The sequence below is a fragment of the Sphingobacteriales bacterium genome (assembly GCA_016700115.1).
Classification (GTDB): domain Bacteria; phylum Bacteroidota; class Bacteroidia; order Chitinophagales; family UBA2359; genus UBA2359.
In genome coordinates this window covers 5005125-5029202 of the sequence record CP064999.1, presented here as the reverse complement: position 1 = coordinate 5029202, position 24078 = coordinate 5005125, and the positions used below count along the sequence as shown (strand labels likewise).

Below are 24078 nucleotides of genomic sequence, written 5' to 3'. Positions count from 1 at the left end.
TTGAAAGCTATTAAATTTCTTTTTTTCCAAAGGGAATTGTAATTTTTACTTTTTCAATTTCAATTTTTGTTTTTCCGATTTCGATTTTTCTCCTTTTAATTTCAAATTTAAAAATTTTGACTAACTTTTTATTGAGTTTAAATGACGTTTTGGAACCCAAAATTGCATTTTTATTCAAGAAAAAATCAATTTTTTTGTTTAAAATTGAGATATTTTAAACCAATTTCAGACCTGATTTTAAATAAAAAATGTTCTTGGTGGCACAAAAAGAGGATTTCACCTCACTTTTTTTGATACAACCTTCATTGTTTTTGATGCAGGGTTATCCATTTTTGATGGAGGGTTGTTGCTAAATAATCGTATTTTTAAGAACAGAACTTACATAGAATTAAATTTGAACTTACCCTTTCTTACAAAAAACGAGTACCTGAAGCAACCCCTTTTTCCCCCTCATAAAGCTATAACATTTAGTTCTAAAACGACATTTTAATACCTTTTAGTCGTTAAGTCAGAAAAGAATTAGAACAGTAAGATGCTGTTATTGCGTTTTACCTTATCTTCATGCTTTAATATTGCGCAAAATGGCTAATACAATCTGCCCGGTTTTTAAAAACAGCGTTTTAGGTTGCCTTTTTCTGTTTTTACTCCTATCGTTTTTTTCAAATTGCAACAATGAACCTGAAAATATTGAAACCGACCTCAATGTTTTATGTTATAATGTTGCCGGACTTCCGGCTTTTATATCCTCTTCCAAGCCCGATTTATACACTTCATCCATAAGCCCTCTTTTGAACGCTTACGATGTAGTGCATGTACAAGAAGACTTTTGCTATCACGATTCCTTGCGCTTATACAATAACCATCCTTATATTACCGAAACCACCGGTTGTGTTCCTGGTGGAGACGGATTGAATACTTTTTCGAGGTTTAAAATAGAAAATCTGGACAGGGTTTCCTGGGAAAACTGCACCTTTGCAGATTGTCTTACTCCGAAGGGTTTTTCGTATTCGCGAATAATATTAAACGGCAATACCGGTATAGATTTTTATAATGTTCACTGCAATGCCGGTTCAGGCGAAACATCCATAGTAGCAAGAAGGCAAAATATTGCGCAACTTTTAAACTACATCACACAACATTCCGAAGGACAAGCAGTTATCCTGATGGGCGATTTTAACTCTCGCTATACGAGAGCGGGAGACACTATTCGCGCTATGTTTAACCACGATTTTAAAGATATTTGGATTGAACTGACACGTTCTGGCAGCATTCCTGAATTTTTGGAGGATGGATTGAGGGAGTGTTCCCCTATTAGAACTAATCAAAACTGTGAGGTTGTTGATAAGTTTTTTTACCGAAGCAATCAACATATAAAAATTACACCCACCTATTATCAATTGGATGCGCCGCAGTTTTATTTTCAAAACGACACGCTGAAACCCCTTTCAGACCATTGGCCAATTATGGCCGGTTTTAGAATCAGTATGCCTGTTCAATAAACAGATATTTATTTGTCTAAATCAGGCAACAAAACGGTGTCTTCTTTAATCATAAAAGAGATTCGGTAATAATCAATATTTAGTGCTATCCAGGGATCCAGCAATTTCCAGTCTCGAAAAACATCATTGCTTATCAGCAGACAATGTTCTTTTTTACTAACTGTAATATAAAAATATCGGCCTGATTTTCGGCAGGAGCTTCTATAAAATTAACCAATTTTTTCAATTCTTGTAATCTGTCTTTATCTTCAATTCTGTAACGCAATGAGGCATCAGCTATCACTGTGATAGCTGTGAATCCTCTTTTTTTTAGTTCATTTACAACCAAAATCACATTTTCAATTTTGGCTTTAGCCTCTTTTTTTGAGATAGAATTAAAAGCCACATTGCTGCCGTCTATGATAACAGTTCTGCTTTGAATAACTTTTGTTTCAAAGTACTCACCATCGTTGTCATAATGCCCATACTTTTTAACTGCATTGTTAAAGGTCAGAAATTTAACGATGCTTTCTTTTCCGTCAAATCCTAAGGTAAACCATTTGGGCATTTCTCCGGTATCCGGATAGATATAGTTTTCCAATTCTTTGGTGTAGTATTCAATCAATTTATTAATTGAAACTTTTCTGCCATCGGGCAATTTGCTCAAAATGATTTGAAGGACTCGCTGATCGTGTGTGGTGTCTTCAGTTTTTATCAACTCAAGATCTAAATAGTTGTGATAGTCATTGATGTCCCGAATATTGTTACTGCGAATTTTATTCAGCTCATTAAAACTTTGAACGCCAAATTTTTCAGCCTCTGCATAGTCGGCAAAATTGCTAAATCCTTTTGCTGTTGCTATTCGAAATATACCGCCATTTTTAAATCCTTTTTCAAATCCACTTTTCAGTTCCGTATAATTTTCAAAATTATTTTCAAGGGCAAATCTTAATAGCTCAAATGGATTGGCAAAAACGGGTTCAAAGGATTTGTTTTTGTTCCATTCAGCATATCCTTCTATAAATCCTTTAGATTTCATAAGTATAAAATCTTCAATATTTTCTATCCCCGATTCAAGTGCTATCTTATATTCTTGGTAGTTTTTATACCCCAATTTTTTTGAAATATAAAAAGATTCTGAAGTTGGAAAATTTTCTCTTCTTGAAACTAAATAATCTTCAATATTTTCAAATCCTTCTGAATCTTGTCTCATCAAGCCTCCTTTATAACTGACTGCAAAATGGGAAACTTCATTAGTTTCGTTTAACAATTTAAATATGGTCGAAATTCGATGAGTTTGCAAAAAACGCACAAAATCTTCCAATAGGACAAACTCGAGTAATAACTCACTGTGTAAAATTTTTACAGAAAAATACTTAAATCTATCTTCTCTCATATGGTTTGATTTTATAATCCATTAAAATTGTGCAGACTTAGTTTAAGAAGTCAATACAGCATTTTTTTTTATGCTTTGATTTGGTCGAATTGCTTGTATCAAATTTAATGGTACAGTTAAATTGAATAATTGCGTTGATTTGTTGTTAGACCAACATTCTGCCTAAAGTATAAAAAGTTGTTTTTAAACCAAGTTGCAAGTTAGCAATTTTCAATTTTTTGATAGGATTGTATCACTAAAAAGTCTTAAATACGTGTAATTGAAAAACAAAAACAGATTCAATCTATGTTTAAAGTTTTGCGTGAGGGCGGAACAATAGATTCATTTTCAATTTCTTCAGATATTTTATCTACTTGAAGTATATTTGTTATGTCCACTAAGTTGGCAATAAATGGGATGCGTTTGTTTTTGTAAAGGTCATTATTTCTGAATGTATTCAACTCTTCTTTAGTTTCATCCGGAATTATTCCCAGTTTGTCGTAAAAAGCCCAAATAGTTTGAAGTGGTATTTCGCCCATTACAACCTCGTATTTAATTTCTATTGGCGAATTATGATAATGGCGTTTAAAAAAAGAACTATCATTCAGTTTTTCGTTTAAATTTTTGGTCAATGGAAAAACTTCATCGTAAAAGATTTGCTTTGACTTGTCAGTTTGCTCTTCACCACAAGCATCATACCATACACCAAATTTATCCCAAAAGGGTAAAGCTTCATTCAAGCAGCTTAATTTTAGAGATTTTAACTCGTCCGCTTCAAATCCAATAATATTTGGAAATGAAAAAACAGGTTCGTAATATAAAGGTAGTTCTTCGGGTAAAAATTGACCAAAATATTCATCTTCAAAAAAAATACTCGGCAAAAAGAAGAAGTGTTTCATCTCTAAATCTTCAAAATCCAACATTAATATTTTACTGGTTGGAACGTATACGTCTTTATCAGATTCCGGATTTTCAACTGAAACACTCATTACTTTAATTTCGTTGGATGCTAAAAAAACTTCTAACTGAGATAAACCGAACTTGGCAAACTTCTTCAAATTTGCTTCCATGTATTCTTTCCAAAATAAGTCAACAGTTTTCTCAATTTTTTTTAAAAATAAAATATCCCGAGGGGTGGGATGTTTTATTTTCCTGTGCATTTTAATTGTTTCTGAAATCCTTGAGAAAAGGGAGTTAAGTTCATCGTTTTCATGCTTTGCCTCTCCCTGTAAAACCTTTAACTTCAATTCTAATTTCGCGTTCTCAAATATTTTTTCAAAGCAAATATATAAATAAGAATTTCCGGTAATTGTTATATATTTGCTTAAAACGTAAGCGCATCTCAGACTAAATGCTTCTGAAAAGGGAAGTAATTTAATTTTGTTTTCAACTCGGTTATAATAAATAGCGTTCATCGAAAAGATTTTTTATATTAGAAAATGAGTGAAATGACAAATCAGGTTGGTGATAAAGATAAAGTAAAATTCACCGGAGAATTGTTTATTCAATCAGGATTTTTGGTTTTAGGTTCTAAAATTTGCGGTTTTGGCAAAATGTTAAATTTAACTTTGCTTCATGAATAATTTTAACAGAACCCCTTCTTTTTTTATTGCAGGTGCGCCTAAATGCGGAACCACGGCAATGTATGAGTACTTAAAGCAGCATCCCCAAATTTTTTTGCCTGACAAAGAGTTATATTTCTTTGGCAGTGATTTTACTTTTCGAGAGCCTCGTCCAAAATTAGAATATTACTTGTCTTTGTTTGCTGATGCTGCACCGGATTTGATTTGTGGAGAAGCATCGGTTTGGTACTTGTATTCTAAAAATGCAGCCAAAGAAATCAAACAATTTAATCCAGGATCGAAAATAATTATTATGTTGAGAAATCCGGTTCAGATGTTGTATTCCTTACATAGTCAACAGGTTTATGAGGGCAATGAAAATATTCCGGTGTTTGAAGATGCACTGATGGCAGAAGGAGCAAGGCGAAAAGGGGTGCAAATTCCTCCACTTATTGGTTGTCCTGTTGAGGGATTGTATTATTCAGAAGTAGTTAGATTTACACCTCAGTTAAAAAGATATTTTGAGGTTTTTGGCAGGGAGCAGGTAAAGGTGATTATTTATGATGATTTTGCAAAAGATGCGGCTTTGATTTACAAACAAACACTCCAGTTTCTTGGTGTTGATGATACATTTACCGTGAATGCAAAACGTATTAATCCAAATAAAAAGATAAAATACCCCTTTTTGAGAAATTTTCTTAAAAAAAGAGACCAACGACTTATCAGGTTAGTTAAAGTGTTACTTCCTTCAAAATCATTGAGATCGTGGATTCAAAAAAAGCTATGGTCAGTCAATACCAGATATGTCGAACGACAGCCTATCAATCCGGAAACAAAGCAGTTATTACAACAAGCCTTTAAAAAAGATATTGAAGAGTTAAGTCAGTTGCTTGACCGCAATTTGATGCATTGGGTTGAAAGTTAAGCAGCTATAAAATCAGAAAAAATCCGGTTTCGGGACTTAATTAGGTGTGGTTGCCTTTGATGTTTGTAAAACTAAAGGACAATAATAAAAAAAAGCAAAGTAATCGGCACATCAGTATTTGGAGTTTTTGGGGTTCTCAGTGTCTATTTCACTTCAAACGACAACATAATTTGCCCAATTTTGTTACATTTACTAGGAACTCTTTAAATTATACAGCTATGAAATGGGCTTACAACATATCGCAACAAACAAAATTTGCATTGTTTCTTGCTTTGGTTTTTGTAGTTATTTTTGTCATTAACCGGATGGACAACAGCAATGTTGAAGAGTTAGGAACTTCATTTTCTGAAGTGTATGAAGACCGGTTGTTGGTCGAAAGTTATATTTATCACATATCGGACAACCTGTACCGAAAGAAAATGGCGATAGATAATTGTTACAATTCAAACAATTTTGGCCGTTTAGACACCCTGACCGTTCAATATAATACCATCATTGGTGGTTATATTGCGGCTTATGATAAAACCAAACTAACCGTTTTGGAAAATGAAATATTTAACCAGTTCAAAGCCCAGATAATTGACCTGAATGAGTTAGAAAGGCAGTATATACATTCGGCAGCGACGACTTTTTCCGAAGAATCATCGCAGATTAAATCCCGATTGGATGAATCGTTTAATAAAATTTTAGAGCAATTGCAAAAACTATCCGGAATTCAAATTGCTATCGGAAAAGACCTGAACGACAATTCACAAAAAATCATAGCCGGCAACAACATTCTCACCCGTTTTGAATTAGCAATACTAATGATTATAGCCATAGTGATGCAGATATTTATATTTGCTTCTAAAACGCTCAGATCTGCATCGAACCAAAATTCCCAATGGAATTAATCCGGTAGAATACACTTCTCATCGTAATTTTACCAAATATTAAGCAGGATAGTTTACTCTTTTGTAGCATATCTGTCTTGTGCTTCGTTCCGGGCTTTTTCCTCGTTGACAAAGTAAAACAAAATAGCACCTGCAATAAACAACAGGGAAATCGAAGTTATACCTATCCGGGTTGCTGTATCTGCCGATGCACCTAAACCTTTGACTACGACCCCGGTCATCCCAATCAAAACAGGACCAATTACGGCTGCAAACTTGCCCACCATATTGTAAAACCCAAAAAACTCGGCTGATTTATTAACCGGAATGATACGGGCAAAAAACGAACGACTTAATGCCTGAATACCTCCCTGAACCAAGCCTATTGTTCCGGCAAGTATGTAAAATTCGTGCTTTTCTTTCATAAATGCACCCCAAACGGAGATGAAAAGATAAACCCCAATAGCTATAAAAATAGCATTTCTGGCACCAATCCGGTCGCCCAGATAACCAAAACCAAGGGCAGCAGGTGCGCCGATAAACTGAACCATTAACAATGCCGTAATCAAATCAGTAGATTCAAACCCGATAGATCGTCCATAATTTACCGCCATAACGACGATCGTATCAACTCCGTCAATATAAAGCCAATAGGCAGCTAAAAACAAAAAGATGCCTTTTAACTTGCGGATTTCATGAAATGTGTCTAAAAACTGTTTAAAACCTGATTTAACAAAAGATAGGCCTGGTTTAATACTGCCCTCGCTTTGTGGCTCTTTGACAAACAACAGAATTGGGAGTGAAAAAACAGCCCACCAAAGCGCAACACTTAAAAAAGAAAACCGAACTGCATCGGCTGCAGAAGTAAAGCCAAAAGTTTCGGGACTTAAAGCAGTCCATACGTTAAAGGCAAACAATAAACCACCTCCCAGATAACCCAAAGAAAAACCCATAGCAGAGATGCGGTGCATACTTTTTGGCGAAGCTACGGCTGTAATCAGGGAGTCATAAAAAATGTTACCGCCTGTAAAACCAATAGCTGCCATGACATAAGTAAAAATAGCGACCTGCCAGTTGCCTTGCTGAACCATATAAAGGCTACCGGTCATCACCATTCCCATAAAAGCGAAAAAGCTCAGAAATTTCTTTTTAACCGATCCTTGATCGGCAATTGATCCCAAAATAGGAGCCATGAGCGCTACTGTAATTCCTGCTAAAGAATGTGCCATGCCCAAACGGGCTGTAGTAGTTACAGAATCAGAGCCGGCGCTCCAGTAATCGTTGAAAAAAATAGGAAAAAAGCCGGCCATGACGGTTGTTGCAAATGCAGAATTTGCCCAATCATACAAACTCCAGGAAACAGTTGCTTTGCGGGAATCGAGTTGAGAGTCCATATATTTGTTGGTTGGATTTGTCAATTCAGATATTCATTCAAATCTAAATCAGCTTAAAAACTTTTTTAAACCAATTTAAAGTTTCACGAACCCTACAAATGTAAAAACATTTTTCAACTCGCAGCTAAAGTAATTAAATCTTAGTCATCTCTGCAATGTGCTTTAGCCAAAACATTAAAAGATACACATTTTTGCTGAGATAGATAAGTTGTAAGTTTTGCTCAATTTTGTTTCCTTTTTTTTCAAAGGAAAACCTAAAAATGAAATCTTGAAAATTTTTTTCCGGTTAGCCATTCATGATACCTATTAAGAGCCGCTCAATCTTCAATAAAATACATATCAATCTCGCCTTTGTTTTTTGCCTCGATCTTTCCTCTGTAACTACATTTGAATTTATCTTTCACCAACTCATAAGTTGTTCCGCTGATATTGATTTTTCCGGCCACTGAATTTTGTTCCATTCGTGCAGCGGTGTTCACAGTGTCGCCCCAAATATCGTATTGAAATTTTTTTACGCCAACAATACCTGCAACTACGGGACCTGTGTGGACACCGATTCTTATTTCAAAGTATGGAAGTCCGGCTGCAACTTTCTTTTCCTTTCCTTTGGCTATAAAGTTGCGCATTTCCAAAGCTACTTTTATGGCATCAGTAGCATGAGTACTGTTTGGAGTTGGCAATCCGCCTGCTGCCATATAGCTGTCCCCAGTGGTTTTTATTTTTTCCAACCCGTATTTTTCCATCATCAGGTCAAATGCAGAGAAACATTCGTTCAGGTCTTTTACCAATGCATGTGGACTCAATTTTTCTGACAATACTGTAAAGTCTTTAAAATCGGAAAAAATTACGGTTACTTCTTCAATAAGTTTTGCATCTGCACTTCCCTTCATTTTCAATTCTTCGGCTACTTCTTCAGGTAAAATATTCAAGAGTAATTCATCGCTTCTTTTTTTACCTTCTTTAATTTTATTGCGTTGTGTAAAAAATACGAAAGCAAATAATAATACCACGGCAAAGCCTCCTGCAAAACCATAGCTGTAAAATTTTTGTCGGGTAATCTCTGCCTTGGCAAGGGCATCTTTTTTCTCTTGTTCGTTTTTCAGGGTTGCTTCTTTTTTTTCGTACTCATAGCGAAACTGTGTTTTGATAGCAATTCTGCGATTATTGTCATTTTCAACACTATCATGCATCTGAACAAAAAGGTCATACATTTCAACAGCCTGTTTCCAATTTTTTTTTGCCCGGTAAAGTTTTTGCAAGCCGTCTGCTGCATTGCGTATGTCCGCAGGATAGCCGAGTTGACGGGCAAGTTGAAGTGAACGGGTTAAATATGTTTCGGCAGCGGGCAGATTATTTTCTGTAACTAACAAAGAACCATAGTTATAGCAGGTTTTTGTTTCACCCCACTTCTCCCCCAAATTTTCAAATAAAATCAGACTTTTTTCATAAGCCGCTTTTGCATCTTCAATCTTATTAAGTTTTTCATAAATATTTCCTTTGTTTTTCAGGGAATAAGCTTGCCCTTGTTTGTCATCTATTTCTATTCGCAAATCAAGCGCTTTTTGGTAGTAAAACAGTGCAGAATCGGAATTTTCCAGTTCTTCAAATATACCCCCTAGAGAATTCAGCATATACCCTGCTCCATATTTATCGTTATTTTTTAAAGAGATAGCCAACGCCTTTCGAGTGTAGTTCAAGGCTGCATCGTATTCTTTTTGCTCTTTGTAAAGAGCACCAATATTCTGTACGGCTGTTGCTATTCCTTCCTCATCATGAAGTGTTTCATAAATGGTCAGAGCTTTTGAAAAATTTGCAAAGGCCTCTTCAATTTTTCCTTGCCCTTGAAAAAGCAATCCAAGATTATTATAGCTATTAGCAATGCCCTGAGTGTTGCCCGTTTCTTTTTGAAGCTTCAAACTCTGCAAGTTCAAATCAAGCGATTTTTCAAGGTTGCCTTGGTCTTTATAAATAGCTGCTAGATTATTGAGCAATATTGCCTGGCCTATTTTATTGCCCGTTTTTTTGATCAGTTCCAGTGCTTCATAGTTATAATAAAGGGCTTTTGGAATTTCCCCTTGTTGTTCGTGGATAAAGGCTAACCATCCAAGTGAATTGGAAAGTCCATTTTCATAATTTATTTTTTCCGAGAGGGCGTGCGCTTCTTTACAATAAACTATTGCTTTTACAGGAGAATGATTGACATATTTACCTGCTAAAGTCAGGAATACATCAACTTTTATTGTGTCGTGAAAATTACCTGAAATAATTCTATTCAAAGAATCGATATCTGCTTCATTCTGTGCAATAAGAGCGAGCGGTAACCCCCAAAATATTAATAAAATAAGTCTGCCCATTCGCCAAAGATATGCTTTTTCGTATTCTCATTACCAATCTTCAAAGTCTAGATCATAAACGTCTTCTTTCGGATAATTGTAATCTTTAACTAATTTGCTTTTTGGTATAGCTCTACCTAATGGGTCAATGGTTAAAGATAAAAAATTGTCTATGGCGTTAGTGTTTATTTTTTCTGAAATTTCATCAGTCATAATAACGGCATAAAAATAGGGTTGCCGGATATTTATATTCAATAAAAAGCCCACTGAGTAAATTTTGAACTTAGGCGGTCAAAATTTTTTCTCAATGGGCTTAGTTTCTAAAGGAAGCATATCTTATCAATAATCACATACATATTTTTTTGCTTCCTACTGTAATCCAAATTTACTGTTTATATACTTTTTTCACCACGGTTTCTCCTGACTTTGACAGTTAAATTTCACAAACCATTGATAATCAGCGAGTTAAGTTTCCTCAAAATGGCATAGTTGCCACTACAAAACGGGTTATTTAGTTCGCTGGAGCTAAGTCTTTGAACGGAGGGATACGAAATGCCGAAAGGATTTTGTTGGTTAATGCTGTGTCAGCACCTTTCAGCAAGTACTTTTTATCATCAATTGTTAGTTCAGACAATTGCATTTGATTGAGTTCTTCTTTAATACTGCATGGACTTAAGTTGATGTTTGCAAACTTTAGGGTTAGTTCCACCGTCCGTTCGAGCATGAATGCTAAAAAACAGGTCATGAAATGTCCTTTTATCCTTTTGGGTGTCCAATGAAAAATTGGTCGAGTGGATAGGGTGGTCTTCAATACCCGGAAACTTTCTTCTATTTTCCATAATTGATGGTAGTTTGCCAAGACTTCTTCGTTCGTCATATCCGTTTTACTATACTGTATGCCGTAGTAACCATCCCATTTTGCATCTTCATCTATTCGTTCTTGGTCTATTTCAGCAGCTTTTGTATTGGTACTCTCCGCCATTTTCAGGAATCAGTTAGCCCCCTTTTTTGTTTTGCAAGTCCGCTCCGTTGTCTAATTTGACTTTTGCTTTTTGTATTTGTCTTTCCCTGTCTCTTGCGTCTTTGGCTGCCCTTTTGGCACTCCAAGTAATTAGGAGTTTATCTTGCAATTTTTGTTTCTTTGTATTGGCATCGCTGTAGGTTGTTTCGTAATCCAACACTTTCCAGCTAAATGTTACTTCACCCGTATCCTCGCACACAGTCTTTGTCTCCATATCATTGGTTGCCAAAATCTTTTGTACCAACTTTTGGGGCATCGATTTTAAGCGGGCACTAACAATGTAGTCATAGCCCGCTTGACGTATTAAATTAAAATTTTCTTTCGAGTTGAGACCTTTGTCGGCTACTACAATGACTTTTCTTATATTAAACTGCTTTTCTAACATTTTCAGCGCATCTACCATCGTCTGACCATCAAAAGTATTACCCGAAAAAGATCGTAGCCTATCGGTCTGCCTGTGCTATCTATAAATAAGCCCATCACCACTTGTACTTCATTAAACTTTCCAGCTTTGCTAAACCCAAATTCGCGTAAAGCATCTGCTCTGTTTGTCTCAAAGTGATAATTCGTTACATCATAAAAAGCAACTTCGATGGGCTTAGCATAAACGCCTTTTTTATGGTAAAACAGTTGTGTCTCAATTGCCTGCTTTTTATCACACAAAAAATCTAAACTTCGGTAAATTTCTTGCAACCCAATTATGTTTCTAGCCCATAAAACAATTTCTGATCTTTAAATGCTTGATGTTTTGATTTGCTTTTCAACAGACGATGAATCACACAATAGAAAATCACCTCTTCTATATCGAACTTTATCCTTGTTCCCTTAGCACATTTTTTGATAATTTCTCCGATGCCAAGTTGCTCCCATACTTTTTTATAGACCAAATGACCATAACAGAAGCGTGCAGTTTCCTGCAAATTCTCTGCCCCAATGCAAGGCGTGTTATTCAATGACAGCAATTTCTGCCCAACTGATAGTAGGAATCCTGAATCACGCAACTGGTCAAGGCGACCAAAGTTGGCAATTACCTTTGTGCTTGGTAGTCTTTCCTTCACGAAAAGATTCCACTAACTGAATATACGTATGGTTTTTTAGATTTAGTGGCTTTTACAAACATACCGCAAATGTAAGCATATTGTCTTAAAAACAATAGCCTAAGAAAAAAAGTTGCCACTACAATTGCGGTTTCTTATTTCTTATTATCATTGATTATTAACGGGTTATCTCATTTAACTGTCAAAGTCAGGAAAATAGGGTTGCCGGATATTTATATTCAATAAAAAGCCCACTGAGTAAATTTTGAACTTAGGCGGTCAAAATTTTTTCTCAATGGGCTTAGTTTCTAAAGGAAGCATATCTTATCAATAATCACATACATATTTTTTTGCTTCCTACTGTAATCCAAATTTACTGTTTATATACTTTTTTCACCACGGTTTCTTTTTCATTCTTCAATTCCAAAAGATAAATACCTTGGTTCAAATTGCTCAAATCAACTTTTTTGGCATTGTTTGTTAAATGAAGTGATTTCAAAAGCCGGCCTTGTAAATCCAATAAATTCAGGGTTGTTTTTTCGTGAACTTCAATAGTGATAAAGTCAGATGCAGGATTTGGATAGATCAGGATGTCATTATTTGAAGTTGGCAAATTGTCTTCAACTCCGGTAAAATCTGTAATCGGGCATACTAACGTTGATTGAGTGAGGGTATTTCTTTGCAAAAATGTTCCATCACCCAATTGGCCGCTTGCATTTCTGCCACAACCCCAAAATGTGCCGTCATATTTGTAAACCAACGAAAAATTAGTTCCCGCTGCCATACCTTCAACATCAGAAATGTCAAGCATAAGTACAGGAGTTGACTGGTGATCAAGTGTGCCGTCTCCGAGATTGCCATACGTGTTTCTACCCCAAGCCCAAACTGTGTTATCATTTTTAACTGCCATGCAGTGAAAGGCACCGGTTGCTGCAACAGCAGAAGTAACTCCACTTAACCCAACTACCTGAACAGGCAGGGTTTTGTCTGTGGTTGTTCCATCCCCAAGTTGCCCGTAAAGATTTTCACCCCAGGCCCAAACAGTTCCATCACTTTTTACAGCAAGCGAAAAAAATCGTCCGGCTGCGATTTTAACCACATCGGTCAATCCCACAACCTGAACAGGAATGGTTCTGTCAATATTTGTGCCGTCACCAATTTGACCGCTTATATTGTCACCCCATGCCCAAACAGTTCCATCTACTTTTAAGGCTAAAACATGATAAGTGCCTGCAGAAATAGCAGTTATATCTGAAAGTCCATTTACCATACCCGGAAGAATCCGATCGTTTAATGTTCCATCACCCAACTGACCGTCAATATTCCAGCCCCAGGTCCAGACAGTGCCGTCGTCTTTCAAAGCAACCGAATGCCAACCACCTGCCGAAATAGCAATTATGTTATTAAGTAATAGCGTTTGCACAGGTACATTTGTGTTGATGGTACTACCATTGCCAAGTCCTCCGTAGAGATTACTCCCCCAAGCCCAAACAGTGCCATCATTTTTTAATGCCATTGAATGTGCTTCAAGTTGATCGCCTCCTGCTGAAACGGCAATAATATCTGAAAGTCCTGTTACAGTAACAGGTTCACTTTGGTCGTTATTTGTACCATCACCCAGCTCACCGGTTGCGTTCTCGCCAAATGCTTTAACCGTTTTATCACTACAAACCACAACAGAATGCCACCCTCCGGCTGCAATCCGTTGTGCATAGGAAAATTGGATGTATGTAGTTAAAGCAAACAAAGTCAATATGATTGTTTTTAAATGTTTTTTATTCATGTCGTTTAATTTTAAAATTTTACTCTTAATGAAGCAATTAAATTTCTGCCCGGCGCATTGATGCCGGAAGCATAAGGACGATACATCTTATCGTTGATGTTTTCAAGGCCTAAACTCAGGGTAATAAACCGGCTCGGGTAATAAGCTGCTTTAAAATTGAGGGTATGCCATTTGTCCACATAAGCGCGTCCAAATTCATCACGGGCATAAGATGCATTGACTCTCTCAGTAAGTGCCAGATTTTCATAATCCATTTTGGCGTTATAAATCACATAAAAGTCAACTTTGAACTTTCTATGTTCATAAGTAACATGTGTACTGCCAAAGGTTGGTGCGGCATGGCGAAGAGGATAGTAAATCAAACTATCGGAACTTTGTTCTCTTCCGCTTTGAAAAGAGATATTGCTACGTATTCCAAATCCTTTGAAATAAAAATCTACGCCTGCCTGAATACCGTACACTTGTATTTTAGTAACATTTTGAACTGCCTGAATTCGGCTCTTATTTCCCAAATATCTGATAGTAGTGTCTCCATTTAGTTCAAAATTTTGTCTGACCATTGCATCTACCAACCAGGTATAATAGGCCGTAGCGTCAAGTTTTAGAACACTTCCAAATGTTTTTACCGTGCCAATCTCAGCATTAAAAACCTGCTCCGGTCGCAAATTTGGGTTGGGAACAACCAAATATCCGGGTACAGATTCAAACACTTTGCCCATATCATCAATGTTTGGTGCTCTGAAACCTGTTGCTCCATTCATATATACCTGCCATGTTTTGACAGGAGTATATACAAAACCCAAACTTCCACTAACTGAACCATTTTTCATTTTTGCAGTCGTGAACGGAAATGGGAAAAAAGTGGTGTCAAACACTGCATCAATGAAGAAATGGTTATATCGCAAACCTGAGCTAAACATCCATTTAGGATGAGGTTTGAGTTTTGCACTGATATAAGCACCATAAGATTGCCAGGTCGAACCATCAGGATAGCGGGTAACTGTAGAATCGACGTGATTAGTAACAACATGGGTTAGTTTAGCTTCAGAATTTACTTGATTATAAATACTCTCAAGCCCATAAGAGATAGATAGGGAGGCTGTAATTTCCTTCTCCAAATCAAAATTGACAGAACTGGCATCTACAGTTTCTTTTTGAGTCATCAATTCTCTGAACATAAACTCTCGGTCATTGCGACTTTCTTCAAAAAACTGATAAGCAGCCACTAAACGAAATTTGTCAAAAAACAAATTCCTGCCTGAGTAGGTAAAACCTAATCGGTGCATTTGCCATTTCTGAGGGCCGTAATACCATTCAGCCCATCTCAATTTGTTTTTATAAGGCCCTGAGGTTTGCATCACATAAAGCCTGTCGTAACGATTGAATGAGGAAGTTTCGGAGAAATGAAAACCATACTCTAAATCCAAATACTTATTGGGCTGATACCGCACTTTTTGCATCAGGTTAATCTGATTGTATTTTGAACCAACCTGCAACGTAGAATCGTTGTTTGGTACCATATAGTCCTTATCATCAATGGTCATGACATAATGAGGGCGATAGAAATAAGGCACTCCACCTTTTGAGCCGGAGCGAAGATCGCCATAGTCGGAATAGGTACAACTTGTTGTAAATGCAAACTTTTTCAGACCGATATTCAAATCCAAATGAGCGGTTAATTCTTTATTGGCCGATGAAAAACGGGTCATGGCATTTCCTTTAACCTGTGGACTTTTATGATCGGCAACTGCAAATTCAGGTTCAAGCGTATTGAAACTCATCACCCCGCCAATCGCATCACTGCCATACATCACTGACCCGGGCCCAAAAAGTATTTCTGAACTTTCAATGGCATTGGCATCTAACGATATGACATTTTGCAGGTTACCCGCTCTGAAAATTGCAGTATTCATCCGAACTCCGTCAATCACCAACAAAACCCTGTTGGTTGCCATTCCTCGCAACATAGGCGAACCGCCGCCCAACTGACTTTTCTGAATGAAAGCATAACCACTCATGCCAAGTAAATCAGCCGTGGTTTGCGGATTTTGAAAAGCCGCTTCTTTCATATTAATGGCTTCTATTCTGTTTGGAGTCTTTATTCTCACCTGTTCCCAACGATTGGAAGAAATAGTTATTTCCTCTAAAGCAATGTTGGTCTCTTTTAACTCAACCAGAAAATTCATGGATTCGAGTTGGCGAAAACTCAATATCATTTCCTCATATCGCACATGGCGAATGTAAATACTATCTGCATCCTGAAATGCAGCTAACTCAGTTTGACCTTTTGTGTTGGTGGTAGCAAAAGCTTGCGGATTTTCACTCATCAGGGTTACACTTTCAAGGGGATCTCTCGTAAGGTAATCTCTGATGGTTACTGTCTGAGTTTTTGCAACAAAAGACAAACTAAGTAAAACCCAAATAATCAATAGTTTATTCATTGAGAATATTTATAGGCTAAACAAAATATGTCCCTTATGCTTCTAATCGTTAGAGGCAATCAAATTGGTGATACAACTTTAAATGTATTTGTTTAACCTAATTCAGGAGGGGGAACAGGTGGAGGCACTGCTATTGAAGTAAAAGAAATGTTTTCTAAAAAATACCGGCATTTAATTCCTTGGAAAACTAATGCATTATTTTCAATAGACTCTGTATAATAAAAGCCATTAAAAAACTTGAAGAAGAAGATAATGTTTTCTTTGTTTTTGGAATCCTTGCCAAGTAGAATTGAAAACAGGTGGTCAAGTTGATTGTTAATTTTAGTCTCTGCATGATCTAACCAACAATGGTAATATGTGGTATCGCCTTTCACCTGAATTCTGACGATATCGTACATGTTCCCGTCGAACTCAAACTCTTTAGCATGTTTCCAGTTTAACAGGTTTTTTTTCTCTTTTTCTGTAAACTTTAACAATACGAGTTCTTCATTGTCTATCCCCTCCACAATTCTTCTTCTCACTTCATTTATAACCTGAATCTTTTGGGATTTAAGTATAAAAAAAGTGATGGTTACAGGTGCTACCAAACAAAAAAGTAAAAATATGGCTATTTTGCTTTTCAATCAAGTGTTTTTGGAAGAGTTAAATTCATAACAAGATAAACACCGCAAATCTAACTCGTTTTACTGAATTTAGTTTGTGAATATAAGTAAAATATTTTGGTGTTTGTAATTGAATATAAATCAAAATGTCCGCACTACGCTGAAATTGTTATGATTGGTCGTGATACAACTTGAGTGCAGAATATACCTGACTTTGTTCATTTGCTTCAGACAGTTAATATGATAAACTTATGTCAACTTATTCTTAATCTCAAATACTAAATCAAATTGATGTTAATGTTATTGCTTTGTTAACTTTCAGTTTATAGTATAAAATTCTTTTGGGATTAAAATACAAGCTATTTGACCTTTACTTGTAAGCACAAATTAAACTTATACTTTTGAATTGACAATTCCTCTCTTTTTTATTGATATTTTGCAGCAATTTTCATGGTCGTGTTTTACATCTCTTCTATTCAAACAGACAAAGTACAGGGCTTATAATCATAGCGCGAACAAGTAACTGACAGAAATGTTTTATTGCAAATATGAACTACCCTCAAAGGATAATAACCGATATTGAAATTCATTCAGTCGAAGGCATAAAAGAATGTTTTGAAAATGGCGTTAGTCCTAACGATATTTATAAAGGCAAGCCACTCATTTATGAGTTATTGAGCGGGTATCTGCGTTCTCCGAATTTTCAGGCTTGTGTCAGGACTTTTGTGGAATATGGGTTAGAGTTTTCCGATAAAATGCTGCTTGCAGTACTGTTGAATGATGCTGTTGAATTGGATTTCAGGATAAAACAAAACCCCGAAGCAGTTTTTAACAATTATACCTTTGATGCTGCTTTTACTCCGATATATAAAGCCTCATTGTTACATATATGCACAGAATTTAATCACCTTAATTGCGCTAAGGTATTGGTTGAAAATGGCTTAGATGTAAATATAAAAGCTGGAATAGATGAATATGGTTTTGGTGGTCAAGCTCCGGTTTTTCATACCGTTAATCAACATAACAATGAATGTTTAAGTACACTGGAATTTCTTATTTCACAAAATGTTGACCTGAATTATACAATAAAGGGTTTGATTTGGGGCAAAGCCTATCCTTGGGAAACTTTTATACCTGCTATTAACCCTATCAGTTATGCTATGATGGGTTTATTACCGCAATTTCAACGAAAGGAAAATGATATTTACCAAGTAGTGCAGCTAATGATGCGCTCAGCTTTTGATATAGATTACAAACCAGAAAATATTCCCAATAAATATTTATATAAATAACGACTCTTTATTCAACTGTTTTATACTTCGTCATGAATTTTTCAGATCTGAACCAATACCAATTCTTCTTTTCTAATGTGAATGAAGCTATGACTGTATCAGGATTTTGGTAAAATGATTCTGAAAGTAGTGCCTTTGCCTAATACGGAATCTTGCACGAAAATTTTACCTGAATGATAGTTTTCGGTAATTCGTTTTGATAGAGATAAGCCTAAACCCCAACCTCTTTTTTTTGTGCTAAATCCGGGTTCAAAAACTGTTTGAAACTTTGACTTGGCAATTCCTTTTCCGGTATCGGAAATGTCAATGATGATGTTGTTGTTATGATCGTCTTCAATGACCACTTTAATACTGCCGGTGCTTTCCATAGCATCTAAAGCATTTTTGAGCAGATTTTCAATGACCCAATCAAACAAAGTGGGATTGATATCGCAAATACTGCTTTCAGGGGCAATAAATTCAAAATTGATACGGGATGATGCTCGGCGCTTAACATAATCCAAAGTATGACGAACTAAATCCACAACATCATGAGGTTGTAATGAAGGCTCTGAGCCTATTTTTGAAAACCGCTCAGTAATGAGTTGCAGCCTGGCGATATCTTTTCCCATTTCCCTTCCCACCATTTTTGCGGTGCCTTCCGGGTCATCAGTTTCGTTCAGTATTTCCATCCATGCTACTAACGAAGAGAGAGGGGTGCCGAGTTGATGAGCAGTTTCTTTTGCCATTCCCAACCATACTTTATTTTGTTCAGATCTGCGGGCAACGTCAAAAGTGATATAAGCCGCTAAAAGAAATGCACCAATTATCAGTAACTGAACATAAGGGTATAATTTTAACTGGGCAAGCAGATAAGAATCAGTATAATATACATATTGAATAATATCGGCAGGCTCTGTTTCTCCCGGCATGCGGATACTTGACATATCGCTGATGACCTTAACCGGTTCATATTGTCCTTTCATCTTGGATAATTTCCGGTAAAAAAAAGCAGAGTCTGCTTTCAAGGTTTTGGTAGAATCAATGTTTTTAGATGCGCGAATTCTTCCTTTATCATCAGTTAATATGACAGGAATGGTGAGATTACCGGTAATAATACTGGTTAAAAAGTCAATCTGCAAAGTACTTGAGCTGTCACTGAACGGCAATTTGCTCAGTTCGGCATAAGCATTGGCAAAAGTCTCTACCCTTCGTCTTTCCTGCTCTTCAAGTTTTCCTGCCAAACGGCTGTTATATAACAAAGTTACCGTAACAATTAGGAGGCCGGCAAGAAACAAACCAATTTTCCATTGAGATTTGTTTTCGTAAACATTGAGTTTGGAAGTTGTAAATTGCTTTGCCTGTCCGATAATTTCTGAAGTGCGCATTGTTGGTTATTTGAGATTCAATATGGTCGTATCTTGCCAGGTCAAAATGTTAATCTCCATCAAATCGGAACTAACACCGGATTCAAAACTGAACTCTTGTTCCAATATTTTCTGTAAATCAGTTTTAGGTTGATTTTTATCTTTATCAAAGCGGTTTTTTACCTGATTCTTTTTCATATACCTGACCTCAGTTTTATCAGAAGTTCCGCTCATTGTAAGGTACAGGTTAATTCCTCCTTTGGGGTTTACTTCTGATTCAATGTTTTTGTTTTCCTTTCTGAATTTATTGGTCAATAAATCAGAAAGGTTAAGTTGTATATAATATAACAGGCGGTCATCAAATGTGTGAATACCTGAGAAGTTTAGTTTCACTGCATTTGAGTGAATATACATGGCAGGAATTCGCAATTTGCGATTAATTATTTCTACCTGATTTTCCAGTTTTCCAAATTTTACATGTGCTAATTCTGATAATTTGACATATTTTGACAAAGCCATCATTGGTTCAAAATTTAAGAGCTCCCCGTTTTCTATACTTACATCTGCTATAAGTTTAAAAGCTTGTTGGTTGACCCTGAGTTTTTTGTCAAGCGGAATAGTCAGATAGGCTTTACTGTTTAAAAATCCTTTAATGTTATTTTCCGTAAAAGTTTCTTGTCCAAAATTGCCGGTTTGAGACATCAGTTTCTGTAAATCTAAGTGAGTGGCGGTTAAAAAGATTTTGATGCTGACATTGTTGCTATCATCTATTTCAAAACTACCTTTGATTTCGGCTTTCCCACCTAAAAGTTGCATGTTAATTTGCTGAATGTTAAAAGCAGCATTTTGGATTGAAAGAATGCCTTTTACATTGTCTATGCTCAAGTGGTCCCTTATTACTTTAGCAATTTCTACTTCTACCCCACCAATTACATAATGCTGTTTATTAAAAACAGATTCTGTAGAAGTAGGACTTTGATTTGTTTCCTGCTTATTTTGTTCAAAATAGATCATCAAATCTGTCAGGTCAATCTGTTCTGACAGCGCTTTTAATTGCAAATTGACTGGTTGGGTGAGCGTTACAGTGTCTTGAGTAAGAGTCTGATATATTAAAGGCGTAATATTGAGTGCATTTCCAATAAGTTTCAGATCGCTGTTGCCAAAATTCAGTTGAGAATCTTTTATCTGAATATGTTGACCATTAAGTCCTGCACTCAAAGTAAAATTTTGAACTTCCTTGCCATTAACATGAAAGTTCATGTTTGAAACCAGCACTTCTCCGGTAAGTTCAGGATATATTAAAGAAGTAGCATTTTTTAAATCTTCTATTTTGCCGTTCAAAACAACATGATTAAATGTGAAAAGGCCGGTGAGTTTATCTAAACCATAAGATTTGCTCATTTTAGAAAAAGCAGACAATTCAATCGCCCCGTCTAATTTAAGTTGAGTGATTGGATGTTCGAAATCAGTTATTTTGCCGGAAGCTGAAACCTCTTTCCCTTTTAGGGTAAAAGACAGGTTTTCAAGAAAAAGAGCGGATGTGCTGAACTGATGCAAATGACCATTGGTAAAATTGCCGGTGAGACGGAGGTTTTGCAGGGTACCATCAAGAGTAGGGTGGGTGAGGGTTCCGTTTTCAAGGGCAAACTGTATATCAACTGCCGGTTGTTCAAATTTAGAATATATCCCTTTAATATTGACATTCAGGTTAAGTATGCCGGTACTTTTCAGTTCTTTAGTTTTTGACAAATAAGAGTACGACAATAAGTCTTTGCACTCCGATAGATTCAGATTTTGCCCATTTATGGTCAAATTAAAATCGGTCATATTATTGGTAAAACCAATTTTTCCATTTAGGCCAAATAGGTTTTGTTCAATTTGGAGGGAACTTTTTTCAAATATAAAAGTGTTATCAGCAAAGTCTGTTTTGATGTTCAGGTCTATTTTTGCATTTTTGCCGGGCAAATAATTTGTGTTGTAGAGGTAAAAATGTTTTACTTGTATATCACTATTCAATAACATCTGATATCTTAAACTGCCAAAATTTCCCGACATTGTGCCATTAGAAATAGTGAACTCAGTTTCCATTTGATAGTCTTCATCCAAATAACTGAATGTTATGTTTTTTAACAACACTTGTTTTAGTTTCAAACTCACGTCTTCATTTTCAGATTCTACATTTGATGCAAAAATATTATAATTATAAGTTCCGTCATTGAACCGGCGTAAATTCAGGTTGCCGTTTTTGATACTGATTTGCTCCACCGTATAACTTCCCCTAAATAGATCCCACCAACTGAATAAAAAGGTTAACTGTTGAACTTCTAAAAGATTACGGTGGCTGTTAACAATACTTTCCTGTAATTCAACATTGTTGAGAGAAAGAGAGGCATAAGGAAAATTGCGGATCAATGAAAGTTCAATCTCATCTTTTATCTTCAAATCCGTTCTAACATAATTGTTAACCCTTTTTATAAAAGCATTTTCAACTTGTTGGCTGAAAAATAAAGGCACAGCAATTACAATAACAACTAAAACCAAGAACAAAAAGAAAAAAAATTTCAAACTGCGTTTTAACATAATCTTTTAATTCTGACAGGAATGGCAGTTGATGCTGATTTATTCAGCTGTAAAATTAGTATCTTAGTACAATGCAATGCTGTGAATTTTAAAAACAATGTTATTTTTTAGAAAAAGATTTGCAGATTTAAAAGCGACATGTATCTTTGCACCCTGATAAAAAAGGGCGATTAGCTCAGCCGGTTCAGAGCACCTGCCTTACAAGCAGGGGGTCACTAGTTCGAATCTAGTATCGCCCACACTTTTTTATCAGGATTCTCAAAAGGGCGATTAGCTCAGCTGGTTCAGAGCACCTGCCTTACAAGCAGGGGGTCACTAGTTCGAATCTAGTATCGCCCACCTTATTAAAGCTTCACTTCCGAACGGTGGTGAAGTTTTTTTTTATTTTTTTTAATAAAAAGTTTGTTTTTTTAAACCAAACTTTTGTACCTTTATGCCGTTTATACACTGATGGTCTTTTCAATTAATTTTTCAGTTTTAAATTCATACTAGCAAGCAAAGTTTTCGTGTGTTTTAGCCATTATTAGTTGAGTTGTCATTGGTTTTATTTATTTGTTTTTTTCCCTTTTTTCACTTTAATTTTTTTGTTTAGTATGAATCTTTATGTAGGCAACTTAGACTACGGTATTACAGACGAAGACTTGCGCGAAGTATTTCAAGAATACGGCGAAGTTACATCAGTAAAAGTAATTTTTGACCGTGAAACCAACCGATCCAAAGGTTTTGCTTTTGTTGAAATGGCAAACAACGAGGAAGGCCAAAAAGCTATTGACGAATTAAACGGAGCACTTCTTGAAGACCGCCCATTGCGTGTAAATGAAGCCCGTGAACGTGAACAACGTCCTAACCGCAACTTCGGTGGTGGCGGTGGTTTCAAACCAAGAAACAACAACTACAACCGGGACGATCGTCAAAAACGTTACGACAGAGACTAATTCTTCTGATCAATACCGAATTAAATTTATAGCCCTACTGCGACAAGCAATAGGGCTATTTTTATTATAAAAATCTTGAATTAAGGGTCTAAACTAAATCATTCCCAAAAATGGTTAAATGTCGTCACCTACCCTTGTTTCTATGTAATATGAGATGTGGTTTTTATAGTTCTTGCTCAAAATGCCTGTTAATAAGGCTTAGGTATTTCCATGGAGTTATAAAAGTGATTGAGTAAGGAAATAAATGAATCTCCTTAAAAATCTGGTGCATATTTAAAAGTACGGGTAATAACTCGGTAAATTTTTCTAAAAAAACAATAAGAAAGGTTGCTAATCGTATAGAAAACAATTAAAAATTCAGAAGCAATTTTAGTTGCTCTTTATACTAATCCTCTTCTTCCAAATCGTCTTCATAACTTTCCCGCCATTCATAGACCCATGTTGATTGAATCATTTCAAGGTGACCTTCATTACATTCTTCTTTCGTTCCGGTAAAATTTTCAATTTGAAGCACCCAATCCAACAAATCTGTAAAACGGATACGATAAATTTGCGATTCTCCAAACTTTGGGCCGAATCGTTCATATAGTTTAATGGCGATGTCTTCGTAATCAGACCAGGTAATTGGCGGCTCTTCTAACTTGATTGGCATAATATATTTGAATTGAATGGTTAAAACGGGAAGAACTTAAAATTAATGTTTGTGACCGATAATATTCCGTTGGTCGGGAATTGTAATTTCTATATTACCGCTTCCTTCTAACATAAGACATTGACAAGCAAGCCGGGATTCCAATCTTGGGTTGATGGCTCTGTCCACAAAATCTTCTTCCCTATCGGTCATTTCTTCTAAAAACTCATCCCCTGAATGAACATAAATATGACAGGTAGTACAGGCACATACTCCCCCGCAATTATGGTTCAGGTGAATATCATTGACTAAAGCGGCCTCAAGCAGGGTGAAATCGGGTTTTGAATCTATTTCTAATGGCGGCAAATCAGGCTCTTCAAAATTTACTTTTATATGATACATGGAAGGTTGAATTGAGAAAAATCAGGTTTATATCATCCTGATATAACCTGTAATTATGAAAATGGTTCA

General features: G+C 36.0%; 23 protein-coding genes and 2 tRNA genes. 7 read left to right on the top strand and 18 right to left on the bottom strand.

Going from position 1 to position 24078, the window contains the following annotated elements:
- Nucleotides 1–10 precede the first annotated feature (10 nt).
- Nucleotides 11–178 carry a hypothetical protein gene (locus IPM47_18025; GenBank protein QQS28720.1) on the bottom strand — a complete coding sequence of 56 codons (168 nt, stop codon included), beginning with the start codon at nucleotides 176–178 and terminating at the stop codon, nucleotides 11–13.
- 403 nt (nucleotides 179–581) lie between these two features.
- On the opposite strand from IPM47_18025, the gene IPM47_18020 reads away from it, so the two are divergent.
- Nucleotides 582–1499 carry an endonuclease/exonuclease/phosphatase family protein gene (locus tag IPM47_18020; protein ID QQS28719.1) on the top strand — a complete coding sequence of 306 codons (918 nt, stop codon included), beginning with the start codon at nucleotides 582–584 and terminating at the stop codon, nucleotides 1497–1499.
- 8 nt (nucleotides 1500–1507) lie between these two features.
- Here the strand turns inward: IPM47_18020 and IPM47_18015 are convergent, their stop codons facing one another.
- From IPM47_18015 to IPM47_18005, 3 genes are all read right to left on the bottom strand, one after another.
- Entirely contained in the window at nucleotides 1508–1666 is a 159-nt protein-coding gene (locus tag IPM47_18015; protein ID QQS31519.1) for a hypothetical protein, read from the bottom strand.
- The gene (locus IPM47_18010) at nucleotides 1633–2874 is read right to left on the bottom strand and encodes a hypothetical protein (protein ID QQS28718.1); all 1242 of its coding nucleotides are present in this window, start codon (nucleotides 2872–2874) and stop codon (nucleotides 1633–1635) included. Before IPM47_18010 ends, IPM47_18015 begins: the two co-directional genes overlap by 34 nt.
- A 278-nt stretch (nucleotides 2875–3152) precedes the next feature.
- Nucleotides 3153–4268, bottom strand: a complete 1116-nt coding sequence (locus IPM47_18005) for a hypothetical protein (GenBank protein ID QQS28717.1) — start codon at nucleotides 4266–4268, stop codon at nucleotides 3153–3155.
- Between the two features lie 160 nt (nucleotides 4269–4428).
- On the opposite strand from IPM47_18005, the gene IPM47_18000 reads away from it, so the two are divergent.
- Both IPM47_18000 and IPM47_17995 read left to right on the top strand, forming a co-directional pair.
- The gene (locus tag IPM47_18000) at nucleotides 4429–5340 is read left to right on the top strand and encodes a sulfotransferase domain-containing protein (protein ID QQS28716.1); all 912 of its coding nucleotides are present in this window, start codon (nucleotides 4429–4431) and stop codon (nucleotides 5338–5340) included.
- A gap of 218 nt (nucleotides 5341–5558) precedes the next feature.
- Entirely contained in the window at nucleotides 5559–6233 is a 675-nt protein-coding gene (locus tag IPM47_17995) for an MCP four helix bundle domain-containing protein (GenBank protein ID QQS28715.1), read from the top strand.
- 53 nt (nucleotides 6234–6286) lie between these two features.
- On the opposite strand, the gene IPM47_17990 is transcribed toward IPM47_17995, so the two are convergent.
- From IPM47_17990 to IPM47_17945, 10 genes are all read right to left on the bottom strand, one after another.
- A complete protein-coding gene (locus tag IPM47_17990) occupies nucleotides 6287–7606 on the bottom strand; it encodes an MFS transporter (protein ID QQS28714.1) in 1320 nt (439 codons plus the stop codon).
- A gap of 317 nt (nucleotides 7607–7923) precedes the next feature.
- The gene (locus tag IPM47_17985) at nucleotides 7924–9960 is read right to left on the bottom strand and encodes a tetratricopeptide repeat protein (GenBank protein ID QQS28713.1); all 2037 of its coding nucleotides are present in this window, start codon (nucleotides 9958–9960) and stop codon (nucleotides 7924–7926) included.
- A 30-nt stretch (nucleotides 9961–9990) separates the two neighbouring features.
- Nucleotides 9991–10206 carry a hypothetical protein gene (locus IPM47_17980; protein ID QQS28712.1) on the bottom strand — a complete coding sequence of 72 codons (216 nt, stop codon included), beginning with the start codon at nucleotides 10204–10206 and terminating at the stop codon, nucleotides 9991–9993.
- Between the two features lie 244 nt (nucleotides 10207–10450).
- A complete protein-coding gene (locus IPM47_17975) occupies nucleotides 10451–10921 on the bottom strand; it encodes a transposase (GenBank protein QQS28711.1) in 471 nt (156 codons plus the stop codon).
- A gap of 13 nt (nucleotides 10922–10934) precedes the next feature.
- Nucleotides 10935–11363 carry a hypothetical protein gene (locus tag IPM47_17970; protein QQS28710.1) on the bottom strand — a complete coding sequence of 143 codons (429 nt, stop codon included), beginning with the start codon at nucleotides 11361–11363 and terminating at the stop codon, nucleotides 10935–10937.
- Entirely contained in the window at nucleotides 11357–11653 is a 297-nt protein-coding gene (locus IPM47_17965; protein QQS28709.1) for a hypothetical protein, read from the bottom strand. The genes IPM47_17970 and IPM47_17965 overlap by 7 nt, the downstream gene beginning before the upstream one ends.
- A 5-nt stretch (nucleotides 11654–11658) precedes the next feature.
- The gene (locus tag IPM47_17960) at nucleotides 11659–12018 is read right to left on the bottom strand and encodes a hypothetical protein (GenBank protein ID QQS28708.1); all 360 of its coding nucleotides are present in this window, start codon (nucleotides 12016–12018) and stop codon (nucleotides 11659–11661) included.
- Between the two features lie 352 nt (nucleotides 12019–12370).
- Nucleotides 12371–13780 carry a T9SS type A sorting domain-containing protein gene (locus IPM47_17955; protein QQS28707.1) on the bottom strand — a complete coding sequence of 470 codons (1410 nt, stop codon included), beginning with the start codon at nucleotides 13778–13780 and terminating at the stop codon, nucleotides 12371–12373.
- An 11-nt stretch (nucleotides 13781–13791) separates the two neighbouring features.
- On the bottom strand, nucleotides 13792–16221 hold the full coding sequence (locus tag IPM47_17950) for a TonB-dependent receptor (protein ID QQS28706.1): 2430 nt from the start codon (nucleotides 16219–16221) through the stop codon (nucleotides 13792–13794).
- A gap of 92 nt (nucleotides 16222–16313) precedes the next feature.
- Nucleotides 16314–16844 carry a hypothetical protein gene (locus IPM47_17945; protein QQS28705.1) on the bottom strand — a complete coding sequence of 177 codons (531 nt, stop codon included), beginning with the start codon at nucleotides 16842–16844 and terminating at the stop codon, nucleotides 16314–16316.
- Between the two features lie 527 nt (nucleotides 16845–17371).
- On the opposite strand from IPM47_17945, the gene IPM47_17940 reads away from it, so the two are divergent.
- Entirely contained in the window at nucleotides 17372–18115 is a 744-nt protein-coding gene (locus tag IPM47_17940) for an ankyrin repeat domain-containing protein (GenBank protein QQS28704.1), read from the top strand.
- Nucleotides 18116–18213: 98 nt separating this feature from the next.
- Here IPM47_17940 and IPM47_17935 read toward each other — a convergent pair whose 3' ends face one another.
- On the bottom strand, nucleotides 18214–19482 hold the full coding sequence (locus IPM47_17935) for a HAMP domain-containing histidine kinase (protein QQS28703.1): 1269 nt from the start codon (nucleotides 19480–19482) through the stop codon (nucleotides 18214–18216).
- A gap of 6 nt (nucleotides 19483–19488) precedes the next feature.
- Nucleotides 19489–22008, bottom strand: coding sequence for an AsmA family protein (locus IPM47_17930; GenBank protein QQS28702.1), 2520 nt, complete (start codon nucleotides 22006–22008; stop codon nucleotides 19489–19491).
- Between the two features lie 197 nt (nucleotides 22009–22205).
- Here IPM47_17930 and IPM47_17925 point away from each other — a divergent pair.
- From IPM47_17925 to IPM47_17915, 3 genes are all read left to right on the top strand, one after another.
- Nucleotides 22206–22280: transfer RNA gene (locus IPM47_17925), tRNA-Val, on the top strand.
- Between the two features lie 25 nt (nucleotides 22281–22305).
- Nucleotides 22306–22380 (top strand) — tRNA-Val (locus IPM47_17920).
- A gap of 254 nt (nucleotides 22381–22634) precedes the next feature.
- On the top strand, nucleotides 22635–22976 hold the full coding sequence (locus IPM47_17915; GenBank protein QQS28701.1) for an RNA-binding protein: 342 nt from the start codon (nucleotides 22635–22637) through the stop codon (nucleotides 22974–22976).
- Between the two features lie 385 nt (nucleotides 22977–23361).
- Here IPM47_17915 and iscX read toward each other — a convergent pair whose 3' ends face one another.
- The gene (gene iscX / locus IPM47_17910) at nucleotides 23362–23628 is read right to left on the bottom strand and encodes a Fe-S cluster assembly protein IscX (protein QQS28700.1); all 267 of its coding nucleotides are present in this window, start codon (nucleotides 23626–23628) and stop codon (nucleotides 23362–23364) included.
- 42 nt (nucleotides 23629–23670) lie between these two features.
- The gene (locus IPM47_17905) at nucleotides 23671–24009 is read right to left on the bottom strand and encodes a 2Fe-2S iron-sulfur cluster binding domain-containing protein (GenBank protein ID QQS28699.1); all 339 of its coding nucleotides are present in this window, start codon (nucleotides 24007–24009) and stop codon (nucleotides 23671–23673) included.
- Nucleotides 24010–24078 lie beyond the last annotated feature (69 nt).

Coding starts and splice junctions, on each gene's coding strand:
- IPM47_18020 (QQS28719.1), top strand. CDS start 582: ATGGCTAATACAATCTGCCCGGTTTTTAAAAACAGCGTTTTAGGTTGC.
- IPM47_18010 (QQS28718.1), bottom strand. CDS start 2,874: ATGAGAGAAGATAGATTTAAGTATTTTTCTGTAAAAATTTTACACAGT.
- IPM47_18005 (QQS28717.1), bottom strand. CDS start 4,268: ATGAACGCTATTTATTATAACCGAGTTGAAAACAAAATTAAATTACTT.
- IPM47_18000 (QQS28716.1), top strand. CDS start 4,429: ATGAATAATTTTAACAGAACCCCTTCTTTTTTTATTGCAGGTGCGCCT.
- IPM47_17995 (QQS28715.1), top strand. CDS start 5,559: ATGAAATGGGCTTACAACATATCGCAACAAACAAAATTTGCATTGTTT.
- IPM47_17990 (QQS28714.1), bottom strand. CDS start 7,606: ATGGACTCTCAACTCGATTCCCGCAAAGCAACTGTTTCCTGGAGTTTG.
- IPM47_17985 (QQS28713.1), bottom strand. CDS start 9,960: ATGGGCAGACTTATTTTATTAATATTTTGGGGGTTACCGCTCGCTCTT.
- IPM47_17975 (QQS28711.1), bottom strand. CDS start 10,921: ATGGCGGAGAGTACCAATACAAAAGCTGCTGAAATAGACCAAGAACGA.
- IPM47_17970 (QQS28710.1), bottom strand. CDS start 11,363: ATGGTAGATGCGCTGAAAATGTTAGAAAAGCAGTTTAATATAAGAAAA.
- IPM47_17955 (QQS28707.1), bottom strand. CDS start 13,780: ATGAATAAAAAACATTTAAAAACAATCATATTGACTTTGTTTGCTTTA.
- IPM47_17950 (QQS28706.1), bottom strand. CDS start 16,221: ATGAATAAACTATTGATTATTTGGGTTTTACTTAGTTTGTCTTTTGTT.
- IPM47_17940 (QQS28704.1), top strand. CDS start 17,372: ATGAACTACCCTCAAAGGATAATAACCGATATTGAAATTCATTCAGTC.
- IPM47_17935 (QQS28703.1), bottom strand. CDS start 19,482: ATGCGCACTTCAGAAATTATCGGACAGGCAAAGCAATTTACAACTTCC.
- IPM47_17915 (QQS28701.1), top strand. CDS start 22,635: ATGAATCTTTATGTAGGCAACTTAGACTACGGTATTACAGACGAAGAC.
- iscX (QQS28700.1), bottom strand. CDS start 23,628: ATGCCAATCAAGTTAGAAGAGCCGCCAATTACCTGGTCTGATTACGAA.
- IPM47_17905 (QQS28699.1), bottom strand. CDS start 24,009: ATGTATCATATAAAAGTAAATTTTGAAGAGCCTGATTTGCCGCCATTA.